The sequence below is a fragment of the Bacillus sp. B15-48 genome (assembly GCF_016879755.1).
Classification (GTDB): domain Bacteria; phylum Bacillota; class Bacilli; order Bacillales; family Cytobacillaceae; genus Mesobacillus_B.
Map to the genome: position 1 here is coordinate 517,986 of NZ_WOFU01000003.1, position 21,193 is coordinate 539,178.

The 21,193-nt window shown below is 39.3% G+C and carries 18 protein-coding genes and 1 pseudogene; 12 read left to right on the forward strand and 7 right to left on the reverse strand.

The features are described from left to right. Positions 1-64: 64 nt before the first annotated feature. From GNT69_RS12980 to GNT69_RS12995, 4 genes are all read left to right on the forward strand, one after another. A complete protein-coding gene (locus GNT69_RS12980) occupies positions 65-457 on the forward strand; it encodes a (2Fe-2S) ferredoxin domain-containing protein (RefSeq protein WP_203555369.1) in 393 nt (130 codons plus the stop codon). Positions 458-472: 15 nt separating this feature from the next. After that, complete coding sequence (locus tag GNT69_RS12985; protein ID WP_203555370.1) at positions 473-1,462, forward strand: CobW family GTP-binding protein; 990 nt, start codon at positions 473-475, stop codon at positions 1,460-1,462. Between the two features lie 1,284 nt (positions 1,463-2,746). After that, positions 2,747-4,663 carry a heavy metal translocating P-type ATPase gene (locus tag GNT69_RS12990; RefSeq protein WP_203555475.1) on the forward strand — a complete coding sequence of 639 codons (1,917 nt, stop codon included), beginning with the start codon at positions 2,747-2,749 and terminating at the stop codon, positions 4,661-4,663. Between the two features lie 345 nt (positions 4,664-5,008). Beyond that, positions 5,009-5,233, forward strand: coding sequence for a heavy-metal-associated domain-containing protein (locus GNT69_RS12995; RefSeq protein ID WP_203555371.1), 225 nt, complete (start codon positions 5,009-5,011; stop codon positions 5,231-5,233). A gap of 123 nt (positions 5,234-5,356) precedes the next feature. Here GNT69_RS12995 and GNT69_RS13000 read toward each other — a convergent pair whose 3' ends face one another. Beyond that, positions 5,357-6,097: an SDR family NAD(P)-dependent oxidoreductase gene (locus GNT69_RS13000; RefSeq protein WP_203555372.1), complete on the reverse strand. Its 741-nt coding sequence runs from the start codon at positions 6,095-6,097 to the stop codon at positions 5,357-5,359. 359 nt (positions 6,098-6,456) lie between these two features. Here GNT69_RS13000 and GNT69_RS13005 point away from each other — a divergent pair, with 359 nt between their 5' ends. Further along, the gene (locus tag GNT69_RS13005; protein ID WP_203555373.1) at positions 6,457-6,993 is read left to right on the forward strand and encodes an MEDS domain-containing protein; all 537 of its coding nucleotides are present in this window, start codon (positions 6,457-6,459) and stop codon (positions 6,991-6,993) included. A gap of 264 nt (positions 6,994-7,257) precedes the next feature. On the opposite strand, the pseudogene GNT69_RS13010 reads toward GNT69_RS13005, so the two are convergent. Both GNT69_RS13010 and GNT69_RS13015 read right to left on the reverse strand, forming a co-directional pair. Next, positions 7,258-8,022: pseudogene (locus GNT69_RS13010) on the reverse strand (SDR family oxidoreductase). Beyond that, positions 8,019-8,486 carry an ABC transporter substrate-binding protein gene (locus GNT69_RS13015; protein WP_203555476.1) on the reverse strand — a complete coding sequence of 156 codons (468 nt, stop codon included), beginning with the start codon at positions 8,484-8,486 and terminating at the stop codon, positions 8,019-8,021. Before GNT69_RS13015 ends, GNT69_RS13010 begins: the two are co-directional and overlap by 4 nt. 398 nt (positions 8,487-8,884) lie before the next feature. Here GNT69_RS13015 and GNT69_RS13020 point away from each other — a divergent pair, with 398 nt between their 5' ends. Both GNT69_RS13020 and GNT69_RS13025 read left to right on the forward strand, forming a co-directional pair. Beyond that, positions 8,885-9,751, forward strand: a complete 867-nt coding sequence (locus GNT69_RS13020) for a metal-dependent hydrolase (protein ID WP_203555374.1) — start codon at positions 8,885-8,887, stop codon at positions 9,749-9,751. A gap of 307 nt (positions 9,752-10,058) precedes the next feature. After that, complete coding sequence (locus GNT69_RS13025; protein ID WP_203555375.1) at positions 10,059-10,658, forward strand: 50S ribosomal protein L25; 600 nt, start codon at positions 10,059-10,061, stop codon at positions 10,656-10,658. A 205-nt stretch (positions 10,659-10,863) separates the two neighbouring features. Here GNT69_RS13025 and GNT69_RS13030 read toward each other — a convergent pair whose 3' ends face one another. Continuing rightward, on the reverse strand, positions 10,864-12,426 hold the full coding sequence (locus GNT69_RS13030; RefSeq protein ID WP_203555376.1) for a PucR family transcriptional regulator: 1,563 nt from the start codon (positions 12,424-12,426) through the stop codon (positions 10,864-10,866). 147 nt (positions 12,427-12,573) lie between these two features. Here GNT69_RS13030 and GNT69_RS13035 point away from each other — a divergent pair, with 147 nt between their 5' ends. Further along, positions 12,574-14,526: an oxidoreductase gene (locus GNT69_RS13035; RefSeq protein WP_203555377.1), complete on the forward strand. Its 1,953-nt coding sequence runs from the start codon at positions 12,574-12,576 to the stop codon at positions 14,524-14,526. A gap of 169 nt (positions 14,527-14,695) precedes the next feature. Here the strand turns inward: GNT69_RS13035 and GNT69_RS13040 are convergent, their stop codons facing one another. Then, positions 14,696-15,901 (reverse strand): NAD(P)/FAD-dependent oxidoreductase, encoded by a 1,206-nt coding sequence (locus GNT69_RS13040; protein WP_203555378.1) that lies wholly within the window; start codon positions 15,899-15,901, stop codon positions 14,696-14,698. Positions 15,902-16,085: 184 nt separating this feature from the next. Between GNT69_RS13040 and GNT69_RS13045 the strand changes: the two genes are divergently transcribed. The 3 genes from GNT69_RS13045 (at position 16,086) to GNT69_RS13055 (ending at position 17,402) form a co-directional block, all read left to right on the forward strand. Next, entirely contained in the window at positions 16,086-16,304 is a 219-nt protein-coding gene (locus tag GNT69_RS13045; RefSeq protein ID WP_203555379.1) for a hypothetical protein, read from the forward strand. Positions 16,305-16,324: 20 nt separating this feature from the next. Then, on the forward strand, positions 16,325-16,639 hold the full coding sequence (locus tag GNT69_RS13050) for a spore coat protein (protein ID WP_203555380.1): 315 nt from the start codon (positions 16,325-16,327) through the stop codon (positions 16,637-16,639). A 61-nt stretch (positions 16,640-16,700) separates the two neighbouring features. Then, positions 16,701-17,402, forward strand: a complete 702-nt coding sequence (locus GNT69_RS13055; RefSeq protein ID WP_203555381.1) for a Dps family protein — start codon at positions 16,701-16,703, stop codon at positions 17,400-17,402. A gap of 110 nt (positions 17,403-17,512) precedes the next feature. On the opposite strand, the gene GNT69_RS13060 is transcribed toward GNT69_RS13055, so the two are convergent. Then, the gene (locus tag GNT69_RS13060; RefSeq protein WP_203555382.1) at positions 17,513-19,573 is read right to left on the reverse strand and encodes a catalase; all 2,061 of its coding nucleotides are present in this window, start codon (positions 19,571-19,573) and stop codon (positions 17,513-17,515) included. A 686-nt stretch (positions 19,574-20,259) separates the two neighbouring features. Between GNT69_RS13060 and GNT69_RS13065 the strand changes: the two genes are divergently transcribed. Next, positions 20,260-20,442, forward strand: coding sequence for a Fur-regulated basic protein FbpA (locus tag GNT69_RS13065; RefSeq protein WP_203555383.1), 183 nt, complete (start codon positions 20,260-20,262; stop codon positions 20,440-20,442). A gap of 99 nt (positions 20,443-20,541) precedes the next feature. On the opposite strand, the gene GNT69_RS13070 is transcribed toward GNT69_RS13065, so the two are convergent. Then, positions 20,542-21,024, reverse strand: a complete 483-nt coding sequence (locus tag GNT69_RS13070; protein ID WP_203555384.1) for a DUF456 domain-containing protein — start codon at positions 21,022-21,024, stop codon at positions 20,542-20,544. Positions 21,025-21,193: the final 169 nt, after the last annotated feature.

Below are 21,193 nucleotides of genomic sequence, written 5' to 3' on the forward strand. Positions count from 1 at the left end.
TCGATTTGAATTTTTTTATCATTTAAATCGTAATGATTCTTTTTTAACTAAGGAGGAACTAATTATGGCGACGTGGGATTTAAGTCATACGAAACATCATATTCTTCTCTGCAACGGCAGCAGTTGCAGTGAAGTTGGAGCTGAGGAACTAACTCAAGCCATTCGAAAAGAAATTTCAGACCGAGAGCTAGACGATATTATTCACACAACCCGTACGCGGTGTAATGGCAGATGTCATGATAAGTGTGTTGTCATTCATTATCCAAAAGGTACATGGTATAAGGATTTAGGACCAGAGGATGCTCCCCACTTTGTTGATTCACTTCTTACCAATGAAGATTATATGGAGAAAGTAAGCCATTCATTTCATGACAATCGTTTTGAGCGTTTACCTGGAATCATCACTGGGGTTTCTAAAGACAAAAATAAAGTTAGCAAAGTATCAAAAATACTATGAATGGAGACAAAACCGATGGCTAAAATGAAACCGAACAAAATTCCTGTCACGATTCTTACTGGTTATTTAGGTGCAGGGAAAACTACCCTTTTAAATCGAATCCTAACTGAAAAGCATCAACAAAAGATTGCCGTTATTGTCAATGAGTACGGAGAAGTTGGGATCGACAATCAGCTGGTCGTTGATGGTGACGAGGAAATCTTAGAAATGAACAATGGCTGCATCTGCTGTACAGTTCGTGGGGATTTAATTCGTATTCTCCGAACTCTTGTATTTTCAATGGAGGAAGGAAAAGTAAAATTCGATCGTGTTTTGATCGAAACGACGGGTCTAGCGGATCCAGCACCTGTAGCCCAAACCTTTTTTATGGATGAGTTGCTCTCCAACAAGTTCGAAGTGGACAGTATTATTACCGTCGTAGACAGCAAACATATCTCTAGGCATCTAGATGGTCACGATGAGGCTCAAGAGCAAATTGCTTTTGCTGATGTAATCATTGTAAATAAAACAGATTTAGTTTCTGACGATGATCTAAAATCATTGGAGCGAAGACTTACCAATATAAATCCTGCAGCTAAAAGATTGCATGCTCAAAATTGCAATATAAATATTAAGGAAGTTTTAGGAATCAATACATTTGATGTGAAGCAGAAACTTGAAGTTGATCCTAATTTTCTAGCAGATCATCACCATCACCATCATAATGATAAGGTTTCCTCTATTGCTTTTCGGGAAGAAAAACCATTAGACCTAGAAAAGGTAGATAATTGGATGGGTGATCTCGTTCGGGAAAAAGGCGAAGATCTGCTACGCTATAAAGGGATTCTTCATATTAAAGGGATGGAACATCGAATCGTATTTCAGGGACTACATATGTTGTTTTCTGGACACCCGGATCGGAAATGGAAAGAAAACGAAACAAAGCTTAGCGAACTTGTTTTTATTGGGAAGGACTTAAACAAAGAGGAATTAGAAAGGCAATTTAACAATTGTATTGCGAACTAACTTTTTAATCGATGTAACCTATCAGGTTAGTTTTTCATCACATTGGAGAAGGCTCATATTTAGGTAATAGGCGAGAACCCTCGTGACTTCAGTCATGAGATGAATCGCCTTCGGATACGGTCTAGTGCTAGAAAATCGCGGGATTTCGTACTAGATTAAGTATCCGACATGTTAGCTAATCTTTTTGTATCCCACATTATACATGCTATAATATAACTAGAGATTGTTCTTTGAAAACTGAACATATAGGGTTGATGCAGGAAAAGCTCTGCATCGTAAAATGTTCAAGCAACACGAACAAAAAAACGTTACATGTAGCGATAGCCAAGCGCATGTGATTATCAATACGGGGTTCGCTTGGTTCCTCGTCAAACAGTTCACCTCTTAAATGAGGTGATTGAATCGGTATGCCAACGGGCGTATATTGGGCTGTTGATACCAGAAGGCGATTTTTGCCTTCACAAGCTCGTGACTCCAGTTATGAGTTGTTGACTATGGATAGTAAAAGTAGCATACAGATGTGTAAAGAGATTATGCCTTCCCAATGTATCTTGGTTGATTAGATCATCAATAAATTCTAACTTTCTTTCAGTACCAAATTCATCGCCTACCCAAACCCATCATACATTTCTTTTTTTATTGATTTTAACAGTTTATTTATTAAAATATCAGGCAGGAGTCCTTCTGTTGGAGGAACAAGATTGTGCTTCTCACTCACACTATCAATAAATTCCTCTAATTTCTTATTCTCATACTTTTGGACATCTAGATTTTTTCCGGAAAATCATTCACTTCGCTCTACCACTTCTTCTTTTCAGGCCAGATATTCCCTAAATACAGTTGGTTTATCCAGTGACTACCTTTAATATGGTAGTCTTTCTATTTATATAAGCTTGTAAAAATATTTTGACCCCATAATCCTCATCAGTTTTTGTAACGACTATTGCTCTTTTTGTTTGGGTATTCATTTAAAATTCATTCCTTCCATTTCTTGACCGACATCAATTTTTTCTTCCTGGGATTCCGTTAAGATAAAGACAAGATAAAGCGAAACTTCCATTAGATAGAGGGGGTCTTCTTAATCCCCCACTGATGGTTAGTCGCGCAGAGCCCGATTGATTTTTCTAAGGCTGAAGCCCAAAGAAAAATCTTATCTCGCCAATCGGGCATTTACTGGCAGTTTCCCCCCTTATCTTACTAGTTAACCTCAAGTCTTGAAGTGGGGAGTTTTACTGCCAGTTAATCTGCGATAAAGGATCAGGAAAAAAGGAGGAATGAATGGAAATGTTGAACCATATTAAACGACATACCAATCATATCACGCTCATCGCCGGGATTTTAATTGGATTGGGATTCATTACAAAATTTATGAAGTATACGGAATGGAGCAATGGGCTTTTAATCGCAGCTACCGTGATAGCTGTTGTGCCGATCGCGATTAAAGCGTGGCAGTCTATTAGACTTCGGACTTTTAGTATCGAGTTACTTGTTACTATTGCTGTAATAGGAGCTCTCTATATTCAAGAATATGTTGAATCATCTGTTGTAACATTTCTATTTTTATTCGGTGCTTACTTAGAAAATCGGACGTTACAAAAAACCCGTTCTTCATTGAAGGAACTGGTCGATATGGCACCACAGGAAGCAATATTACTTCATAAAGATGGCAACAGGGAAAATATTAGTATCGATGATGTCAAGCTAGGCGATCGCATTGTTGTATTACCAGGTGGAAAAATCCCAGTTGATGGGGTCATTGTAAAAGGTCAGGGATCCATCAACGAGGCAGCCATTACCGGTGAATCGGTTCCTGTCAACAAATCCAATGATGGCCACGTATTCAGCGGCTCGATTTTAGATACTGGGTATATTGAAATCGTTGCTGAAAAAGTTGGTGATGATACGACCTTTGCTAAAATCATCGAGCTTGTTGAGGAAGCACAAGATTCGAAATCAAAGACGGAACGTTTCCTCGACCGTTTTTCGAATTATTACACACCAGGAGTAACCGTTTTATCAATTCTTGTATATATCATTACTCGTGACTTACATTTAGCCATCACTTTCCTAGTCATCGCATGTCCTGGAGCACTTGTCATCGGTGCCCCGGTATCAAACGTAGCTGGAATTGGAAATGGTGCGAAAAATGGGGTGTTAATCAAGGGTGGCGAAATCATGGAGACGTTCGCCAAGGTAGATACATTAATATTTGATAAAACTGGAACGTTGACAAAGGGGAAACCTGAAGTAACTGATTTTTATACTTTTGGTTCAATGAAGTCTAACGATATTTTAGGATTGGTCGCTAAGGCTGAAACGATATCAGAACACCATTTAGGTCAAACGATTGTAAAAGATGCAAAAAATAAAGGGTTTGATCTGAACATGTATCAACTGACCGATGGTGAAGCGATTAAAGGGAAAGGACTAACGGCCACTGTCGATGGACAAATGATTTTAGCGGGAAATCGAAAATTAATGGATGATAAAAGAGTTCACGTTGAACCAAAGGCAGCGCAATATGCAGTAAATCGAGAAAAAGCGGGTAACACGGCGATTTTTATTGCAATCAACGGCAAACTAGAAGCGATTATTTCCATAGCTGACCAAATCCGCGATGATGCTCAGGAAGCGTTAGCACATATGCGTGCCAATGGAATAAAAAGAATCATTATGCTCACTGGTGACAATCGCCATACTGCAGAATCTGTGGCAACACAACTGGGAATCGATCAATTTTATGCGGAGCTTTTACCGAATGAAAAGGTGGACTATGTAAGGAAATTTAAAGAAGAAGGTGCCATAGTAGCGATGGCAGGCGATGGGGTCAATGATGCTCCGGCAATTGCAACAGCAGATATTGGGATCGCCATGGGTGAAGGTGGAACGGATGTTTCAATGGAAACTGCCGATGTCGTCTTAATGGCTGATAAACTTTCACAATATGCCCATGCCCATGCCCTTTCTAAGTCAACAATAAGAAATATGCGCCAAAATATAATCATTGCTTTAGCAGTAGTCGTTATTCTTCTCATCGGTGTCCTAGGAGGGAAAGTCCACTTAGCAAGCGGAATGTTTATCCATGAAGGCAGCGTCCTAGTTGTCATCTTGAATGCCATGAGATTAATCAAATTTAAAACGAAGGCTGGTCAAAATGCAAAAAAAGCCGCTGAACAGATCAAAGAAAGCTTGGCAGCATAATGGTTTTTAAGAATTTATAATAACAGACATCCATGCAAAAATATTAGGCACATAAATGAATGAAATAACATTTTTCCACAGTTATTTCAGGGTAGATCTAAGAGGGTAGGAAATTTAATTTTCGAACCTCTTATTTTTTATAAGACTAGGAGATTGTGGAAAAGGAAAAGGCAAATTCATAAGTTTCTCTAAAATTGATTTATATCAAGGTTATGATTTTTAGCATGATCTAGAATGTAAGTATAGAAACAAAAGGAAATCAAAACAAAAATTCAGGAGGCTGCTAATTTGACGACAATATCCAATCGCTTTTTGGGAGCATAGAAACTAAAGGGGGAAATAATAATGCAAAAAGCCATTTTGCAATTAGAAACATTAACTTGTCCAACATGTATAAAAAAAATCGAAAGTGCCCTTGGGAAAGTTGGCGGGGTGGAAAGTGTAAAGGTTTTATTTAACGCCAGCAAAGCTAAAGTAGATTTTGATGACAATAAAGTATCCGCGAATCAATTAAAAGATACGGTTGAGAAATTAGGTTATGATGTACTTACAGTAAAAACAAATGAATAATAAATATGAAGGTTGCGACACCTAATTAGGTGTCGCAACCTTTTGGTTTAAAACAGGCTCATGACTCCAAATATTGAAGTATAAAGGGGTCAGGCAGCAGAATAAGGGCCTACTTTTCTGACGTTATAGCGCTGCAGAGCCACCATCAATCGAAATGACTGCGCCGTGAATATAGGATGCTTCATCACTTAGTAGAAATGCGACGACATTTCCAACTTCATGCGGCTGCCCTAATCTTCCCATTGGTACTGCATCCCCCATCGCCTTAATCGCATCTGCTGGAAATGCTTTTACCATTGGGGTTTCGTTCGTTCCTGGAGCAATTGCATTAATACGAATATTATCTCTTCCATATTCGCCAGCAATCGTTTTTGTTAACCCAACAATTCCATGTTTTGTTGCCGAATAAGGTCCCAATGTTGGAATTCCAACAATACCACCTAATGATGCCGTATTAACAATGGAACCGCCACCCGTTTTCAACATCTCATTTACAACATATTTCAAGCCATAAAAGGCACCTTTTAAATTCACATTGACGATGGCGTCAAATTCTTCTTCTGAACATTCTAATGTGCGTACACCTGAACCAGAAATACCGGCATTATTGAAAAACATATTAATCTTTCCGAAGTGTTCCACTGTTTGAGAAACATAACTTTTAACATCTTCGACTTTACTAACATCTGCTTCAATAAAAATCGCATCTGCACCCAATTCTTTACAAAGTTTTACAGTTTCTTCTCCATGTTCTTTCGATAGATCAACAACACTAATATTTGCTCCCCTTTGAGCAAGTTTTACAGCCGTTTCTCTTCCAAACCCACTTCCACCGCCAGTAATAATCGCTGTTTTCCCTTGCATTTACAACACTCCTCAATTTATGTATTTACTAAGACTCAGTTTGTGAAATATTTAACAATCTATCTATATTGTACTATATCATAGTTTTTTTACAAAATTAAATATTTAATACTAAAAAAAGTACCTGGCCATTGTACCTGACCCCCGACGCGGTAATGCTTTACCATAGTAGAGTCAGGCACCGGAATTTTTGGTAGAAACACCAGCTAAGATTGCTTGATAAGGTAACCATAATACTCGCCCGCTAAAACCCATTGTTGAACAACATTCTTAATATTTGTTATATTGGTAATAATTCCATGATTAGGATAATAACCACAACCTAGATTTTAAGGGGAAATTACAAAAGAGGTGATTGTTTGAAAAGCAAACTGAGCCAGTTGTTTGAGGAGAAAAGATGTGTTCACGTATTGTATTCCTATAATGGGTTAGAGAATTACGTAGAACAAGCGGTGAGTTATGTCCGAGATGGGATTAGGGCCGGAGATTATGTTATTTTTATTGAAAATGACCGTCTTTTGCCTATCATTCAAAAAGAACTGGAAAAAGTGTTAACAGACGAACAAAGGGAATTCATCCAATGGATAAATAATTTCGATTTCTATTATTCTAGTGGCAGTTATCATCCTCCAGCCATCACGAACTACTTTAATAAGATGGTAGAACCATATATTGAACATAAAACTCCCTTTCGTTCGTGGGCACATGTTGAGTGGACCACTATGCAAGACCCACTACATTTAATAGAAGATTTCGAGAAAATTGTAGACGAAGCAGTCCACCAGTTGTCGTTTCCATTAATTTGTGCTTATGAAGGGAAGCGAATGCCCGAGTACTTAGAAAAAATCCTAATGGAAACACATCCTTATGTGCTAATGGAGGATGATATTATGTGAGCAAATGGACGGTTCTTTTAGGGAACAATTGGAAGTTTTGCATAAAAAAAGGCACATGGAGTGAGATTTAGTTGCTCGATGTGTCTTTTTCATTTCCTCTACATTTTCCGCAGACAAAATCTCTTTCCTTTGACTCGTGATTCTGTCCGAATAAACACCACTTTCGGACAACTTTCCTCCTTGAGCTCAAGTTTCTGTCCGAATGAACACCGGTTTCGGACAACTTCTCTCCCTTGAGATAAAGATAGACGACGTTGCTCCACACTACATGACAAATCCGCCGTCGACATATAAGGTTTGGCCTGTCATGAACTGACTCCAATCAGAGGCTAGGAACAATACAGGCCCCGCGACATCTTCTGGAGTGGCAATTCGTTTTAATGGGGTTTGGGCAATAATTAATTCCTTTAGTTCTTCTTTTGTCGTCTGACTTGAATCTGTTGGATAGACAAGACCAGGCGCGACGCAATTGACGCGGATTCCAAATGATCCCAGTTCGGCAGCTAAATTGCGACTATAGCCCAATAAAGCAGTTTTGGCCGTATTGTATTCATGATAAGGCACAATCGGCCTTGCAACTAAGTTACTAATTACGTTAATAATGCTTCCATGACTTTGTTTTTTCATGATTGGCACAACTGCTTGACACATATAATGGGTGGAGCGTACGGAACCATCTAATTGTGTCTGGTAATCATCCCAGCTTAGTTCCCAAGACAATTTCCGATTCTCTGGATCAAATTGGTAAGGTGTAAAGGCATTGTTAACGACAACATCGATTTTTCCTGTTTCTAATTCCACTTGTTGAATCATCTGATTAATAGCCGACTCTGACGTAACATCTCCCTGTAACGCCCAGCCGTCCCCTCCAAGACTGGTACATTCCGCAGCCACTTGCTCCGCTCTTTCGTGGTTTTGTAAATAATTAATAATCACAAAAGCACCTTCTTTAGCAAATCACCGGGCAATCGCTGCGCCAATCCCACGGCTGGCACCTGTCACAAGGACCACTTTCCCTTCAAATTTCATCGGTTATTTTCCTCCAAAAATTCCTCTGTTACCACTTGAGATAGATCAAGTTTGTTTTTCACTAAGCCTAATTGCCGATACGTATCGGCCCCAGCTTGTAAAAGATTCACATCAATCGCTCCCAAGCCGCGATTCTTCGTATCATCTGAAAGTGTAGAAGCATTTCTCAGTTTAATAATTTCGAGATTCACTTCTTCGTCTTTCCCATCAATCGCATATTTTTTCGCAAGGGAGGCGGCTTCCTCTGGATTGTCCACCATCCACTGCGCACTATTTCGATAAGCGTTAATTAACTTCTCCAGTTCGTCTTTCTTTTCTTCATAAGTTTTCTCTGTGACGACAAAAACGTCACTCGGGACATTTAAGTAATCTTTTACCTCAATCACGTTGGCATCGCCCAAACCTTTTTGTTGAGCGAGAAACAGCCCTGTATCCGAAGAAGCATAGGGACGTACCGAGACCAGTGAAAAAGTAGGGACTACATAAAAATCAACTTAATTAGGGGGTACCAAAATGTCTCCCTCTGTAAGTAACGCGCCTTAGAAGCGATTCTAGAGCCTCGCTTTTCTATCTTCTTTTCTCATTTAATAAAATTTGGACTTTTTCACCAGTCTCGGACGTACCTTATGCTCTACGAAAAAAAGAAACACAGGGTGCGTCCCAAATATCGGAGTTTTGCATGATAAAGGCACATGGAGTGGGTTTTAGCTACTCGAAATGCCATTTTCTTTTTATATGTCAGTTGCCGTTCCTATCAAAAATAGAATCATTTATGAAGAAACCCTTCCATCAGATTACTTGGGTCTTACTAACACCTTTGTTATAATAAGGAAACACTTATCATATAGCGGAGGACACAGTTGTGGATACGATTACCCATACACTTTTTGGACTTTCTTTATACGGTTCTGTTCAGAAGGAAAAGATGAATCGCAGAACAAAGATGGCTTACTTATTCACGGCCGTTGGGGCTAGTCAAATCCCTGATATTGATGTCATTTCGCAAACTTGGGATTCAGAAGGGCTTTATCAAATGTGGCATCGCGGGATTACTCACTCGATTTTTCTAACTCCCCTATGGGCGATCCTCTTTTATGTTCTGTGCATCGTTTTCTTTAAAGTCAAAGATAGGCGAATATTTTTTCTCGGATGGCTGGCAGCTGCTATTCATGTGACGAGCGATGTTTTTAATGCTTGGGGCACGGGTTATCTTGAGCCGTTTTCGCAAATGCGCATTACCTTTGGAACAATCCCCATCATTGATTTTGTTTTCTGGGTGATTATTGGAGGTGCTTATTTTTTATCGAAAAAGAAGCCGGTTGCGAACAGACCTTTTTATTTCCGAGTCGCCTGGCTCCTCATCGCTCTTCATGTTGCCCTCCAAAGCTTGCAAGGGTACTATTTTCACCAAAAATACAGTCATGATTATGAGCAAGTTGCTTTATCAGCCGGTTTTATCCCGACTACCTTTCAGGTGATTACAAAACAAGAAGAGACTGTAACCCTCTATCAAGATGGGATGTTCCAATCGAAACAAACCTTGTATGTACTTGAATCCCAAGAGGATGCGGATTTAGACTATTTATTTTCAGAAAATCCAGCGGCCAAAACTCTTTACCAATGGTCACCATTTGTTGTCGTCGTTGATGATGATGAACAAATCGGTATTTACGATCCGAGATTTTATCGACAAGGACAATCGTTTCTTTTTGAAACCATTGAATACTAAATACAAAGAGTGCCAGACACCAACTAGAATCTTAAATGGTTTCTGGCGCTTTTTCTCTGAAAAACGGGGTCCCAGGTGCTTCGCTCCTTTGACTCGAACTTCTGTCCGAATGAACACCGCTTTCGGACTAACTTTAACTTTTCTCCTTTGACTCGGGGTTTGAAACGTCCCTAAATGTCAGACAAATTTGATTTAGCACAAAAAATTGGTTATAATAGAATAATATAGAAATTTTTCATCATTTCTAGAGGCATTTTTATAAAGCCGATATCCAAGATTAGCATAATCAGAGGAAGGTGGAACGAAAATGAACACGCTAGAAGTTCAAGTAAGGCAAAGTTTTAAAAGATCTGCATTAAAAAAATTAAGAAATGATGGGAAAGTCCCCGCAATTGTATATGGTAGAGGGATGAATACGGAATCTATTTCGATGAAAAATGCAGAGTTACAAAAAGTGATCAAGAAGGTTGGCAGAAACGGGATTTTTCCGCTGCATCTAAATGGAAAGTCGATAAATGTTATTTTAAGAGACTATCAATCTAATCCTGTTACGAAAGACCTCCTTCATGTCGATTTTCTTCAAGTGGACAAACACACAGAGATCGATACGAAGGTTAGTGTGATTTTAAAGGGATCATCGAAAGGCGAAAAAGCTGGAGGGATTGTTAAACAATTTCTTCATGAGTTGGATCTTACAGCAAAAGCGAATGACATCCCTGATACGATCGAAATTGATACCACAGATTTTGAAATTGGTCACAGCGTGAGAGTATCAGATATTAAAAAAGCGTATAGCAACTGCACATTCAAACAAGACGATGATGAAACGATTGTGATGGTCGATTATGTGAAAGCTCACACAGAAGAAGAGGAAGAGGCAGCTGAAGTGGAAACAACAGGTGTCTAGATTCCGGACCTAGTACGCCCCGAAGCAAAATAACGATTTTGCTGGCTGGCGCCGTACTGCACTCTCGATGCTCGAGATGGGTAATAACGAACACGAATAAAGTATAAATTAGAGGTTTTCCATTCGTTCCTTGAACTGTTGGAAAGCCTCTTTTATATTTGGTTTCCTTGTTCGTTAAAAGCGGGCGTGCTCATTTCATTTCCCCTCAAGCCCTCGCCGCCACCTCATGCCCCCCACACAACCATTGCTGGATTTTGATCGTTAAAAACAGCTGAAATGCTTCTTCACCGTTGGTTAAGTCGATGTGGATCATTTCGCTGATTTTTTGTAGACGGTACGACATTGTGTTTCGATGGATGTACAATTTGTCAGCGGCGGCGGAAATATTATTGCCACTCAAGAAATATTCATAGAGTGTTTGACAATAGTTCGTTTGATAGAGTCGGTCGTATTCTTGCAATTCACGATAACCACGGTGGCAAACTCCTTCAAGTATTTCCTGCTGTTCGATCGCAGAAAACAAATGATATAGAGCCACATCCTCATAAAAATAAAGCATGGAGTCGTCATGAACGCGATTCCATTTCAAAAGTTCCAACGCTTTGCCTGCTTGTTCATAATAACTTGCCAGCTCTTCTAAACGATGAAAAATATTGCTCATGCCTGCTTTCATCTGGTTCGTCTCTAATACTTTTGTTATATTTTCGATGTTTTTCTGTAAGCAAACTCTATCTTCACAATTGATCACGACAATAATATTGTTTTGGTAGCTTACTATTTTTAAGTCAGCGTTGCATTCTTTTAGGCTCGATACGAGGTAATCCAAAAACCAAATTGTGTCATCTTCTTTTGACAAGGGAATCTGAATGACAGCAAATAATGGTTTTAACTGCCACCTTGCTGTACGTAAGCGACTCTCCAACACATGTGAATCTCCAAGACGATGATTGAGGAGGTCGATGATGATGCTTTCATTGACTTGATTGAAGTCCTCGATTCCTTCCTTTTTCATTTCAAACGCAAGCACATCCTCAAGAAGATCCAGCGTATACATATCTTGCTTGTCAAACTCTTTATTGACTTGGTAAACACCAATATAGCCAACGACTCGGCCTTGGACCTCAATTTTTTTAATCATCCGTGGGATCTCTTTAGCAAGACCTTGACTAAAAATCAGCGGTGCCTCACTTTCCATCGTTTTCGCAGTAATTTTCTCCAATCTGAATTTTTCAATGGCCTCCTGACTGCAATAGCCATACTTTTTTGCATATTGCCAGATTGGATCAGTCATTTCATCTGTCTCGCCATGCATCGCTAAAACCCGGTAACAGGCATTGGTTAAAATAATCGGGTTGTTTAAAAGCATACTCGCAGCTTTAACAATCGCGCTGATGCCATTCCCATTAATCAGCGTGGAAAATAATTGCGAAGCATTTGTGAAATAGCTGTTATTTTCACAAAAGATGCCATGGATTTTATAAAATAATTCAGTTAAAGAAGTAGGCTCTTCCCAAATGACGTATTCGCAGTCAATTAATAGCTGCTTGTCCAAAGGAAGATCAGGAATCAGGATGAGTCCTATTTTTGAATGATGTAGGTTGTGATTTTGCAATTCGGAAACGTAGCAAATATAAATCGTCCCAGTTTGCATTGTGCCTGTTGGGGGAAGGATATTTGCCATTACATAAGTATTTGGAGCATTCAAACGGTTGTATACCTTCAGTTCCTTTTTGTTTGCGTGCTCAAGAAGCATTTCAAACGTTAACATCCAGTCAGTCCCCTTCAAAAGTATTGTGCACAATGCACGGATTAGAAGCTTCCGATTTTGTGGATTGCACGATGACCCGTAAAAGTTGAGTATGTTAAACTTTTCACATAAGAACAATTTCTACAAATAATAAGGAGTGGTTATTGTATGATTTCAACTGCAAAGACTAAATATCCGAAACTATTAGAACGTGGAAGAATTGGCAATCTTTATTTGAAAAACAGAATGGTCATGGCGCCAATGGGAACGTTTTCAGAAAATCGTGATGGCTATCCTTCGAAGGCACAAATCGACTATTATGAAGCGCGTGCCAAGGGTGGCGTAGGCATGGTCATCATTGAAGGACAGTACGTGACAAATAAAACAGACCCTTGGATTGATTATATCACGACCGCGGATACAGATGAACAGATGAAAGGCTGGTCTTTATTAGCGGAAGCCATTCATGCTCATGGCTCAAAAATGTGTTTACAGTTAAGCTGCGGACTTGGCCGCAATGCTTTTCCTTTCGATGATAGCCAAATGGTATCCGCCTCCGAAGTACCATCCTTTTATTTTCCGGATATGATGTGCCGAGCTTTAACGATTGAAGAAGTTCACGGAATTGTTGATTCGTATCGGCGCGCGGCGCGCCGAGCATTAGTAGCTGAAGCAGATGCAGTTGAAATTCATGCACATGCAGGGTATATGATCGATCAATTTATGACTCCTGTATGGAATAAACGAACAGACGAGTACGGTGGAAGTTTTGAAAATCGAATGAGATTGATTACGGAAATTTATCAGGCGATTCGTGAAGAGGTCGGTCCTGACTACCCAATTTTAACGCGGATGGCGGCTTATCATGATTTTGAAGACGGCCGAACACTCGAAGAAAGCATTGAAATTGTTCAATATTTAGAGAAACTTGGCTTAGATGCGATTGATATTGACCTTGGCTGTTATGAAAGAAAACAGTGGATTGTTCCATCAATTTATGCTGGTACTGCCTGTATGGCGGACGCTGCAGCTGCGATTAGAAAAGCGGTGAACATCCCAGTGTTAAATGCGGGCAATCATACACCTGAAACGGCTGAAAAGGGCTTGGAAGATGGGATGTTTGACTTCGCCATGTTTGGTCGCCCGCTCATTGCCGATCCAGATTTACCGAATAAAATTATCAACAATCGTACGGAAGATATCCGTCCATGTCTATTCTGTAATGAAATTTGCGTTGGTCGCCTCTATCAAAATCGAGTCATTTCTTGTGCGGTCAACCCTCAAGCTGTGTTTGAAGCGAATTATCCACTCACAAAAGTGGAAGAACCGAAACGGGTTGTTGTGATTGGAGGCGGACCTGGCGGAATGGAAGCAGCGAGGGTTGCGGCTGAACGCGGGCATAAAGTAACGCTTTATGAAAAATCAGATCGTTTAGGCGGACAATTAATTCCGGCATCCGCTCCAGCATTCAAGCAAAGATTAAGAGCGTTTGCTGACTGGGAACAGCGCCAACTTGAAAAACTTGGAGTGGAGATTGTCTACAATACGGAAATTAATGAAAACTCCTTCCAGCTTGAATTTGCTGATCATATTGTTGTTGCTCTCGGTGCAACACCAATCACGCCGCCAATTAAAGGAATTGAGCGTGAAAATGTCGTCGAAGTAACGAAAGCGCATCTCCAGCCAGAATTAGTGAAAGGTGAAAGAATTCTTATTGCTGGCGGTGGCATGTCCGGTTGCGATTGTGCGCTCGAACTTGCAATGGAAGGTAAGAAAGTCACGATTATCGAGATGAAGGAAGAAATCGCATCTGATGTATTATTAGACAACCGTAATCCACTGATGTTTAAACTAGAAGACTATAAAGTAGACATGTTAACAAGTCATAAAATAAATGAATTCACCGAAAAGGGAGTAAAGATCACGACACCAGCTGGAGCAGAGATTCTCCTTGAAGCAGATACAATCATCACAGCTTTCGGAATGAAACCAGAAAACACACTCGCTCATAAAATATGCGACAAATACCCAACCACCGACATGGTCGGCGACTGCGACAAACTCGGCCAAATCCAGGGCGCCGTCCGCAAAGGATTCTTCGCCGGCTGGGCCATCCAGTAAGGACGGGGGCGCAGTGCGCAAGGTGCATGGTTCTAATATATGGGGTCAATTAAGAGATTAAATATAAACAGAAAAAAGGCACAAAGAGCAGCTAAAACCGCTCAATGTACCTTTTTTTGCGCAAAACTTCTGATTGTCCCCTAAGAGAACCGTCCAATAGTTATTAAGGTTACAAACGCTCTTTACGATATAAATTCTTCGCAGGATGTGAACCTTTTGTGATCATATCTCTTATGATTTTTGCAAGGGCCCCACTGTAGACAAGCCCATTGTCTCCATAACCAAACAAGAAATAACAATTAGGAAATTCCTCATATTCTCCAATCAGAGGCAATCCATCATGGGTCCCTCCATAAAAAGCACCTAAATAGTATTCGGGATGGACATGAATAGCTGGAAAAAGCTTATTAAATTCCTCGATCAACTTGTCTTTTTTATGAATAATTTTTGAATCTCTGTCATCAGGATAAGTGGTACTATCATCCAACCCGCCAATGATAATCCGGCGATCCTTTGTTGTACGCATATAAATATAGGGTCGTGCGGTTTCCCAAATTAAAGTACGGTTATACCAATCTTTGAAGTCATCCACAGGATTGGTAATCACTGCATAGGAGCTAGTTAACAAACCATTTTTTTCTTTTTTAAATTCCAAACCTTCATATCCTGCAGCAATAATCACGTAACGTGCTTTAATTGAATGACCTGTATCGGTGTAAAAGATTGCCTCATCGTTTTCAAATTTATGCCCAGAAATTCTCGTCTGTTCAAAAACCCTAACGCCTTTTTTAATCGCCTCTTTTAAAAGGCCATGATTGTATTTAAAAGGGTTCAACTCTCCGTCATCATATGTATATAGAGCTAACTCTTTTTTAAAAGGGTATCGTTCGCTGATTTGTTTTTCAGTAAGCAAATCAGCTTTAAAGCCATGTTTTTCAAGGTAAAAATATTCTTTTTTAAGCTTTTCCACCCCTGCTTTGTCGCTTGCATAATAGAGTGTGTCCCTTCTGGTGAATTCCGCATCGACTTCCATCGAATGAGCTGTTTTTTCGATCTCATTCATTGCCTCTTCACATAATTTCGTATGTAAAATGGCTGCCTCTTCCCCAAAGCTATTCACTAATTCAAAGAGCATTTTATCTCCTAAATATTGAATAAGGGCCGTGTTCGTACTCGTACTCCCTGTTCCTATTTTCCGTTTATCTACGACCACAACATCAAGATTCGTATCACTTAAATAATGGGCACATTGAGCACCAGAACTACCACCACCAATAATTAAAACATCACATTTTATGTCATCCTCTAATATAGGATAGGTCGGTGTGTTCGGAAAAGTCGTGGGCCAATAAAACTTGCCACTTTGCAAGTCCAAATCCATCAGCTCCTTCTAGTCAGATATTTTGTAGTATTACCTACAGCATATTTAAAATCCACTAGAAAAAACCTGAATCGATTTTTACCAATTTTTAATGGATTTAACACATAGTAACAGTGATGAAAACAACCACATCAGGAGAAATTTAAAGAGTAGTGATTTTAAGAAGGAGGTTTACAATATGCCACAGCCACTAACTTCAAAAGAAGTAGAATATATTGTTGATTCTATGTCAAATGAAGATTTACTTATTAAACAAGCAATTGTTTCCTTATCACATTCACAAACACCGGCAGTGCAGCAAATGTTCCAACAATTGACCGGGCAACATCAACAGCACTATCAACAATTGTTAACGTCTCTACAGCAGCATGCTCCACTAGCACCTAAAATGCAGTAAATAAAAAGGAGGAATAAAAGTTGAATCAACAAACACCCATCCTTCAAGAAAAAGACATTGTCTATTCGTATTTAGCTGATTTGAAACGTTCAGCAAGAGAATATACAACAGCAGTAACAGAAGCGAGTTGTCCAGAGGTTCGTCAAATGTTTGAGCAACTTTTACAAGATACTTTACAACTTCAAAACCAAACGTACCAATTAATGTCACAACAAGGTTGGTATAACACATCTTCTTCTGCAGCAAGCATGGAAATAAATAAGCAGATCCAATCGTATCAACAAACTCAAATGCAAACCAATCAAATGATTCAGCAAAACGTAGGGATGAGATAACACCTTTTATATCCAAAGCTAATCGTTATAATATTGAATTCTAAAGAAAAGAGGGATTCTATTGCAAAATCATGATTTGCAAGGATTTTCACCAGATGAGTTTAAACTGTCTAAATCAGGGTTTGATGCGAACATGCCGGGACATAACAGTCACCATATAAATGAAATGATCCTAAGACAAGAGCCTAGAACAGCTAAAAAACAAGGATGCGGCATAAGCCTCCCATATGAGACGCGATTAGAAATGGGGTTAATGCTTGATGAACATTTATGTGCATTAAATGTGGCCCTCCATCAATATACAAAACATCATTGGCTAACAGAGGGAGCGGAATCTTTTGGTAGCCTGCACCATATTTTAGATGAGCACATAGAAGTGACACAAGACCATATTGATAAGGTGGGAGAGCGTGTAGCTCGGTTAGGGGTCGTTCCAACTGCACATCCGGTTACACAGCATGAAATATCTTATATCAAACATGAGGTTGAAGGTCGTTACACCATGCGTGACTTTCTCCGGAATGACCTTGAACACGAGATAAAGATTCAAGGTATGTTACGAAAAACCATTAAACGTGCCCACGAACTGAACGATTTTGGAACGGTTCAAGTATTAGAAGAAGTATTATTAAAAAGAGAGGATTTAGGCTACCACCTTTGGAGTCTGCTTGAAGACGATACACTTGTTCGTGGCATGAACCATCTGCTAGACGGGAATGGAGATATTGCTTCCAACCGCCATTTAAATAATAACGTTAACTAAATCAATGTGATGTTGGTATTAGTGCCTGAATAGAAATAAGTCTTGCTGAGTTCACTCGGCAAGACTTTAGGTTGTGATTCTTGTAGATGAAAAAGCTAATAAGACTTCTATTATTCCCTATCCCAAAAGCGCCGTTTCGAGATGGCAGTGACAAATTCTTCCCCGAAGTTTTGATTGTTGGCAGCAAAAAGCACTCCGGATAAATGATTTTCGTCTGATGGATGAAGATAATTCTGACCAGTTGTTGCAATACCTAGGGGTTTATAGTATTTGTATGCTCCGTTCACAAAATCAACCAAGTACCTGTCAAATCCCGTTTGATGATCTGAAGTGCCACCAACGACATAGAACGCATCAAAAAGAACATTATGAGTTGTAAGAAATGTTTTCGTCACTTTGAGTGTCGTGCCATCTGACCCAGAAAGCGTCCTAAACTTATCACTAACGATTTCTACAAAAACACCATGTTGGTTCAGTGTTTCAATTACACTCTTTACTTCTTGCCCATTGAAACCATGACCAATAAGTACCCCAACACATAGAGTATGAGGATAATGTGGTGTGTTCTCTTGGCTAAGGGCTGGTGATGAAGCAGTAACAGATACATGTTGGCCGGTAGGTGGATTTACTCCCACGTTATCTGCAATGATGGTCGCCATTTCTTGGTCGACATTCCCGTACATATCGACAACTTGTTGGCGTACAGATAGATTTTCTACCATCCCCAGTTCAAAACTAAAAGCTTCAATAATATGTTGTTTCTCAACAGTCGACATGCTATTCCAAAATAATCTCGCTTGTGAAAAGAAATCTTTGAAGGAATCACTACTTGCCTTTATTTTGGGACCTTCTACATACTCGGGATAATGCACAAAGCCACCACCCTCCGGAGCCGTAGGCGCTGGTGTATGATTCGCAATGGAGTTTCTATAATAGTTTACTTGATCCACATCGATCCGATGTCTACTAAAGCTATCTCGCTGGTTATTATGAAATGGACAAAGAGACCGGTTAATCGGCAAATCCGGATAATTCGATCCTCCAAGCCGGTGTTGTTGGGTAATTTTATACGTAAATGTCCTTCCCTGTAAAATCGGATCATTGCTAAAATTTATTCCCGGAACAAGATTTGTTACATCAAATGCCACTTGTTCTGTTTCGGCAAAGAAATTATCGACATTTCGATTCAGTGTCATTTTCCCGATTTTTTCTACAGGCACTATTTCCTCAGGCCATAGCTTTGTCGGGTCGATCACATCAAAATCAAACTTATATTCATCTTCTTCAGCAATCATTTGCACGCACAATTCAAATTCAGGGTAGGCTCCACGTTCAATCGCTTCCCTTATGTCTCGTCTATGGTAATCGGGATCCACTCCCCCAATAATTTGTGCTTCCTCCATTAACAGCGAATGGACACCAAGGACAGGTTTCCAATGAAATCTGACAAAGGTTCCTTTTCCCTCTTCATTTACAAATCGGAATATATTGACTCCGAAGCCTTCCATCATTCGCCAGCTTCTCGGAATCGCTCGATCTGACATCGACCACATCACAAAATGAGCAGACTCTTGATTATTCGCAACAAAATCCCAGAAATTATCATGGGCAGCAGAGGCTGTCGGCATATCATTATGCGGCTCCGGTTTAAGAGCGTGTTGTGAATCAACAAACTTAAAGGCATCATGAACCACAAAAACAGGAAATTGGAGTCCTAATAAATCGTAATTTCCTTCTTCAGTATAAAACTTAACCGCAAACCCACGGATATCCCTTGCCGTATCTTTAGACCCTTTAGCCCCTTGCACAGTAGAAAAACGAGCAAACACGGGGGTCTTTGTTCCAGGGTTCTGTAAAAAGCCTGCTCTTGTATATTTTTCCATTGATTTATATACTTCAAATTCACCATGAACACCAAACCCCCTTGCATGAACAACCCTTTCCGGGATTCGTTCCGTGTCAAAGTGCATCTGTTTTTGAAAGAAATGAAAGTCTTCCATAAGTACAGGTCCGCGCTCTCCTGCTTTTAAGGTGTTTTCATTATTAGCAACCTTTAGACCCTCATTTGTGGTTATTTTTTCACCTGTGTTTTGTATACGATGCTTATCTAGCTGCTCATTTTTCTTATTCTTCTCACTATTTTTGTTGTTTCTTGATGATGACTGATCCATGAACTTCACCTACCCAATCTTCTTTTGTTCATCCAACTATATATACATTCAGAGCTCCTGAACTTAGAACATCTTCTTCCTTTGAGAAAAAGGGAATGAACACTCTTTAGGAATTGAGTAATTCGGTAGAGGCTGCAGTTGTCAATTTCTATAATCAATATATAACGAAAGACTATGGTGGTTGCTTCCAAGGCTTCCAACTTAATTCTATTGGAATTTATTGCAAAACTTGCCTGTCTATTCTGACAGGTCCTTTGCTTTTTATCATTGATTTGTCCAAATGAACACCGATTTCGGACAACTTCTCTCCTCGGACTCGAGATTCTGTCTGAATGAACACCGTTTTCAGACAACTTCCCTCCTCGGACTAGAAATTTTGTCTGAATAAACACCGCTTTCTGACATCCGGGATTAAGGGCGAGTGATCATGAGGTTTTGGGCGATGTAAATCTGGGGATGATTTGGAAGATCATGAGTATAACGTAAAGGACAAAATGAAAAGGCTTTATCGAGATTTACGAGGCGCTTTCATGATAAAAGTGCTTACTACGCTCAATTCATACTTTACAGATAGGAATTATAAGGTTATAATATAATTAATCAAATAAAACATTATAAAATTAATCAGACAGATATAATCGTTTATTACCAAGTGTAGACGTTGAAAAAATGAAGGAGTGGTCCTGATGAGGAATAGTATTGAAAAAAGGCGGCAAAAACTTATCAATAAACTAATTTTTTTAAACGTATATAACAAAAATGATAAACAGCTTTATGAAATGACACTTTCAAAGTTAGAATATGAATATACGAGATACAAAACGCTTAACCACCCCCATGGTGAGTTCGGCTCTATTCAATGGGTGTAAAATAGATTGATTACGTGGTCCGTTTTAGATTAGACTGTATGGTGCTTTGAAAGCACCTACAGTCTTTTTTCTCAAAAAAAGTTTATCCATATAATCCAATTAAACGATGATAGCGAAGATAAACATAGCAATCATCATTAATTGGATTAAAATTTTAGCGATACTACTTCCTAAAAATCCGATAACGGTAGCAAAACCGATTTTTACCGCCTTTTGAATATCTTTTTGAAGAATAAACTCTGTAACAAAAACAGCTGCAAACGGCACAAGGATAATTCCGAAAGGAGGAATTATGAATGAACCTACAATCGTGGCAATTGTTGCGATTGTTTCTGACTTTTTTGACCCACCGTATTTTTTCACAAAATAGCTGTTCGCGATGATATCCGAAGCAATTAAAACAACGCTTAAAATGACCATACTAATCCAGAACCACCATGTTAATTCGTTTGGATTAATCAGAAACTGGTAAACAGTAAATCCTCCCCAAAGGACAACAATGGAGGGAATAAAAGGATAAATGATTCCTACAAAACTTAAAATAAAAAGGAGGATTGTTACTCCCCACCACACAAATTCCATCTAGATAACCTACTTTCTGTTTGTTAAAAAACCAATTCGGCTTCTAAGTTTTTTCATTCCTAAATCCAAAAAGCCATGCTCAAATTGATAAGCATGGTCTGGTAATATAGGTCCGTTTGTTTTTAAAATTGAACAACAAAACAATTAAACCGTAAAATGCATAGATGTA

What these genes read in the sequence shown, in the direction of transcription:
- GNT69_RS12980 (WP_203555369.1), top strand. Translation starts at nt 65, where the DNA reads ATGGCGACGTGGGATTTAAGTCATACGAAACATCATATTCTTCTCTGC.
- GNT69_RS12985 (WP_203555370.1), top strand. Translation starts at nt 473, where the DNA reads ATGGCTAAAATGAAACCGAACAAAATTCCTGTCACGATTCTTACTGGT.
- GNT69_RS12990 (WP_203555475.1), top strand. Translation starts at nt 2,747, where the DNA reads ATGTTGAACCATATTAAACGACATACCAATCATATCACGCTCATCGCC.
- GNT69_RS12995 (WP_203555371.1), top strand. Translation starts at nt 5,009, where the DNA reads ATGCAAAAAGCCATTTTGCAATTAGAAACATTAACTTGTCCAACATGT.
- GNT69_RS13000 (WP_203555372.1), bottom strand. Translation starts at nt 6,097, where the DNA reads ATGCAAGGGAAAACAGCGATTATTACTGGCGGTGGAAGTGGGTTTGGA.
- GNT69_RS13025 (WP_203555375.1), top strand. Translation starts at nt 10,059, where the DNA reads ATGAACACGCTAGAAGTTCAAGTAAGGCAAAGTTTTAAAAGATCTGCA.
- GNT69_RS13030 (WP_203555376.1), bottom strand. Translation starts at nt 12,426, where the DNA reads ATGTTAACGTTTGAAATGCTTCTTGAGCACGCAAACAAAAAGGAACTG.
- GNT69_RS13035 (WP_203555377.1), top strand. Translation starts at nt 12,574, where the DNA reads ATGATTTCAACTGCAAAGACTAAATATCCGAAACTATTAGAACGTGGA.
- GNT69_RS13045 (WP_203555379.1), top strand. Translation starts at nt 16,086, where the DNA reads ATGCCACAGCCACTAACTTCAAAAGAAGTAGAATATATTGTTGATTCT.
- GNT69_RS13060 (WP_203555382.1), bottom strand. Translation starts at nt 19,573, where the DNA reads ATGGATCAGTCATCATCAAGAAACAACAAAAATAGTGAGAAGAATAAG.
- GNT69_RS13065 (WP_203555383.1), top strand. Translation starts at nt 20,260, where the DNA reads ATGAGGAATAGTATTGAAAAAAGGCGGCAAAAACTTATCAATAAACTA.
- GNT69_RS13070 (WP_203555384.1), bottom strand. Translation starts at nt 21,024, where the DNA reads ATGGAATTTGTGTGGTGGGGAGTAACAATCCTCCTTTTTATTTTAAGT.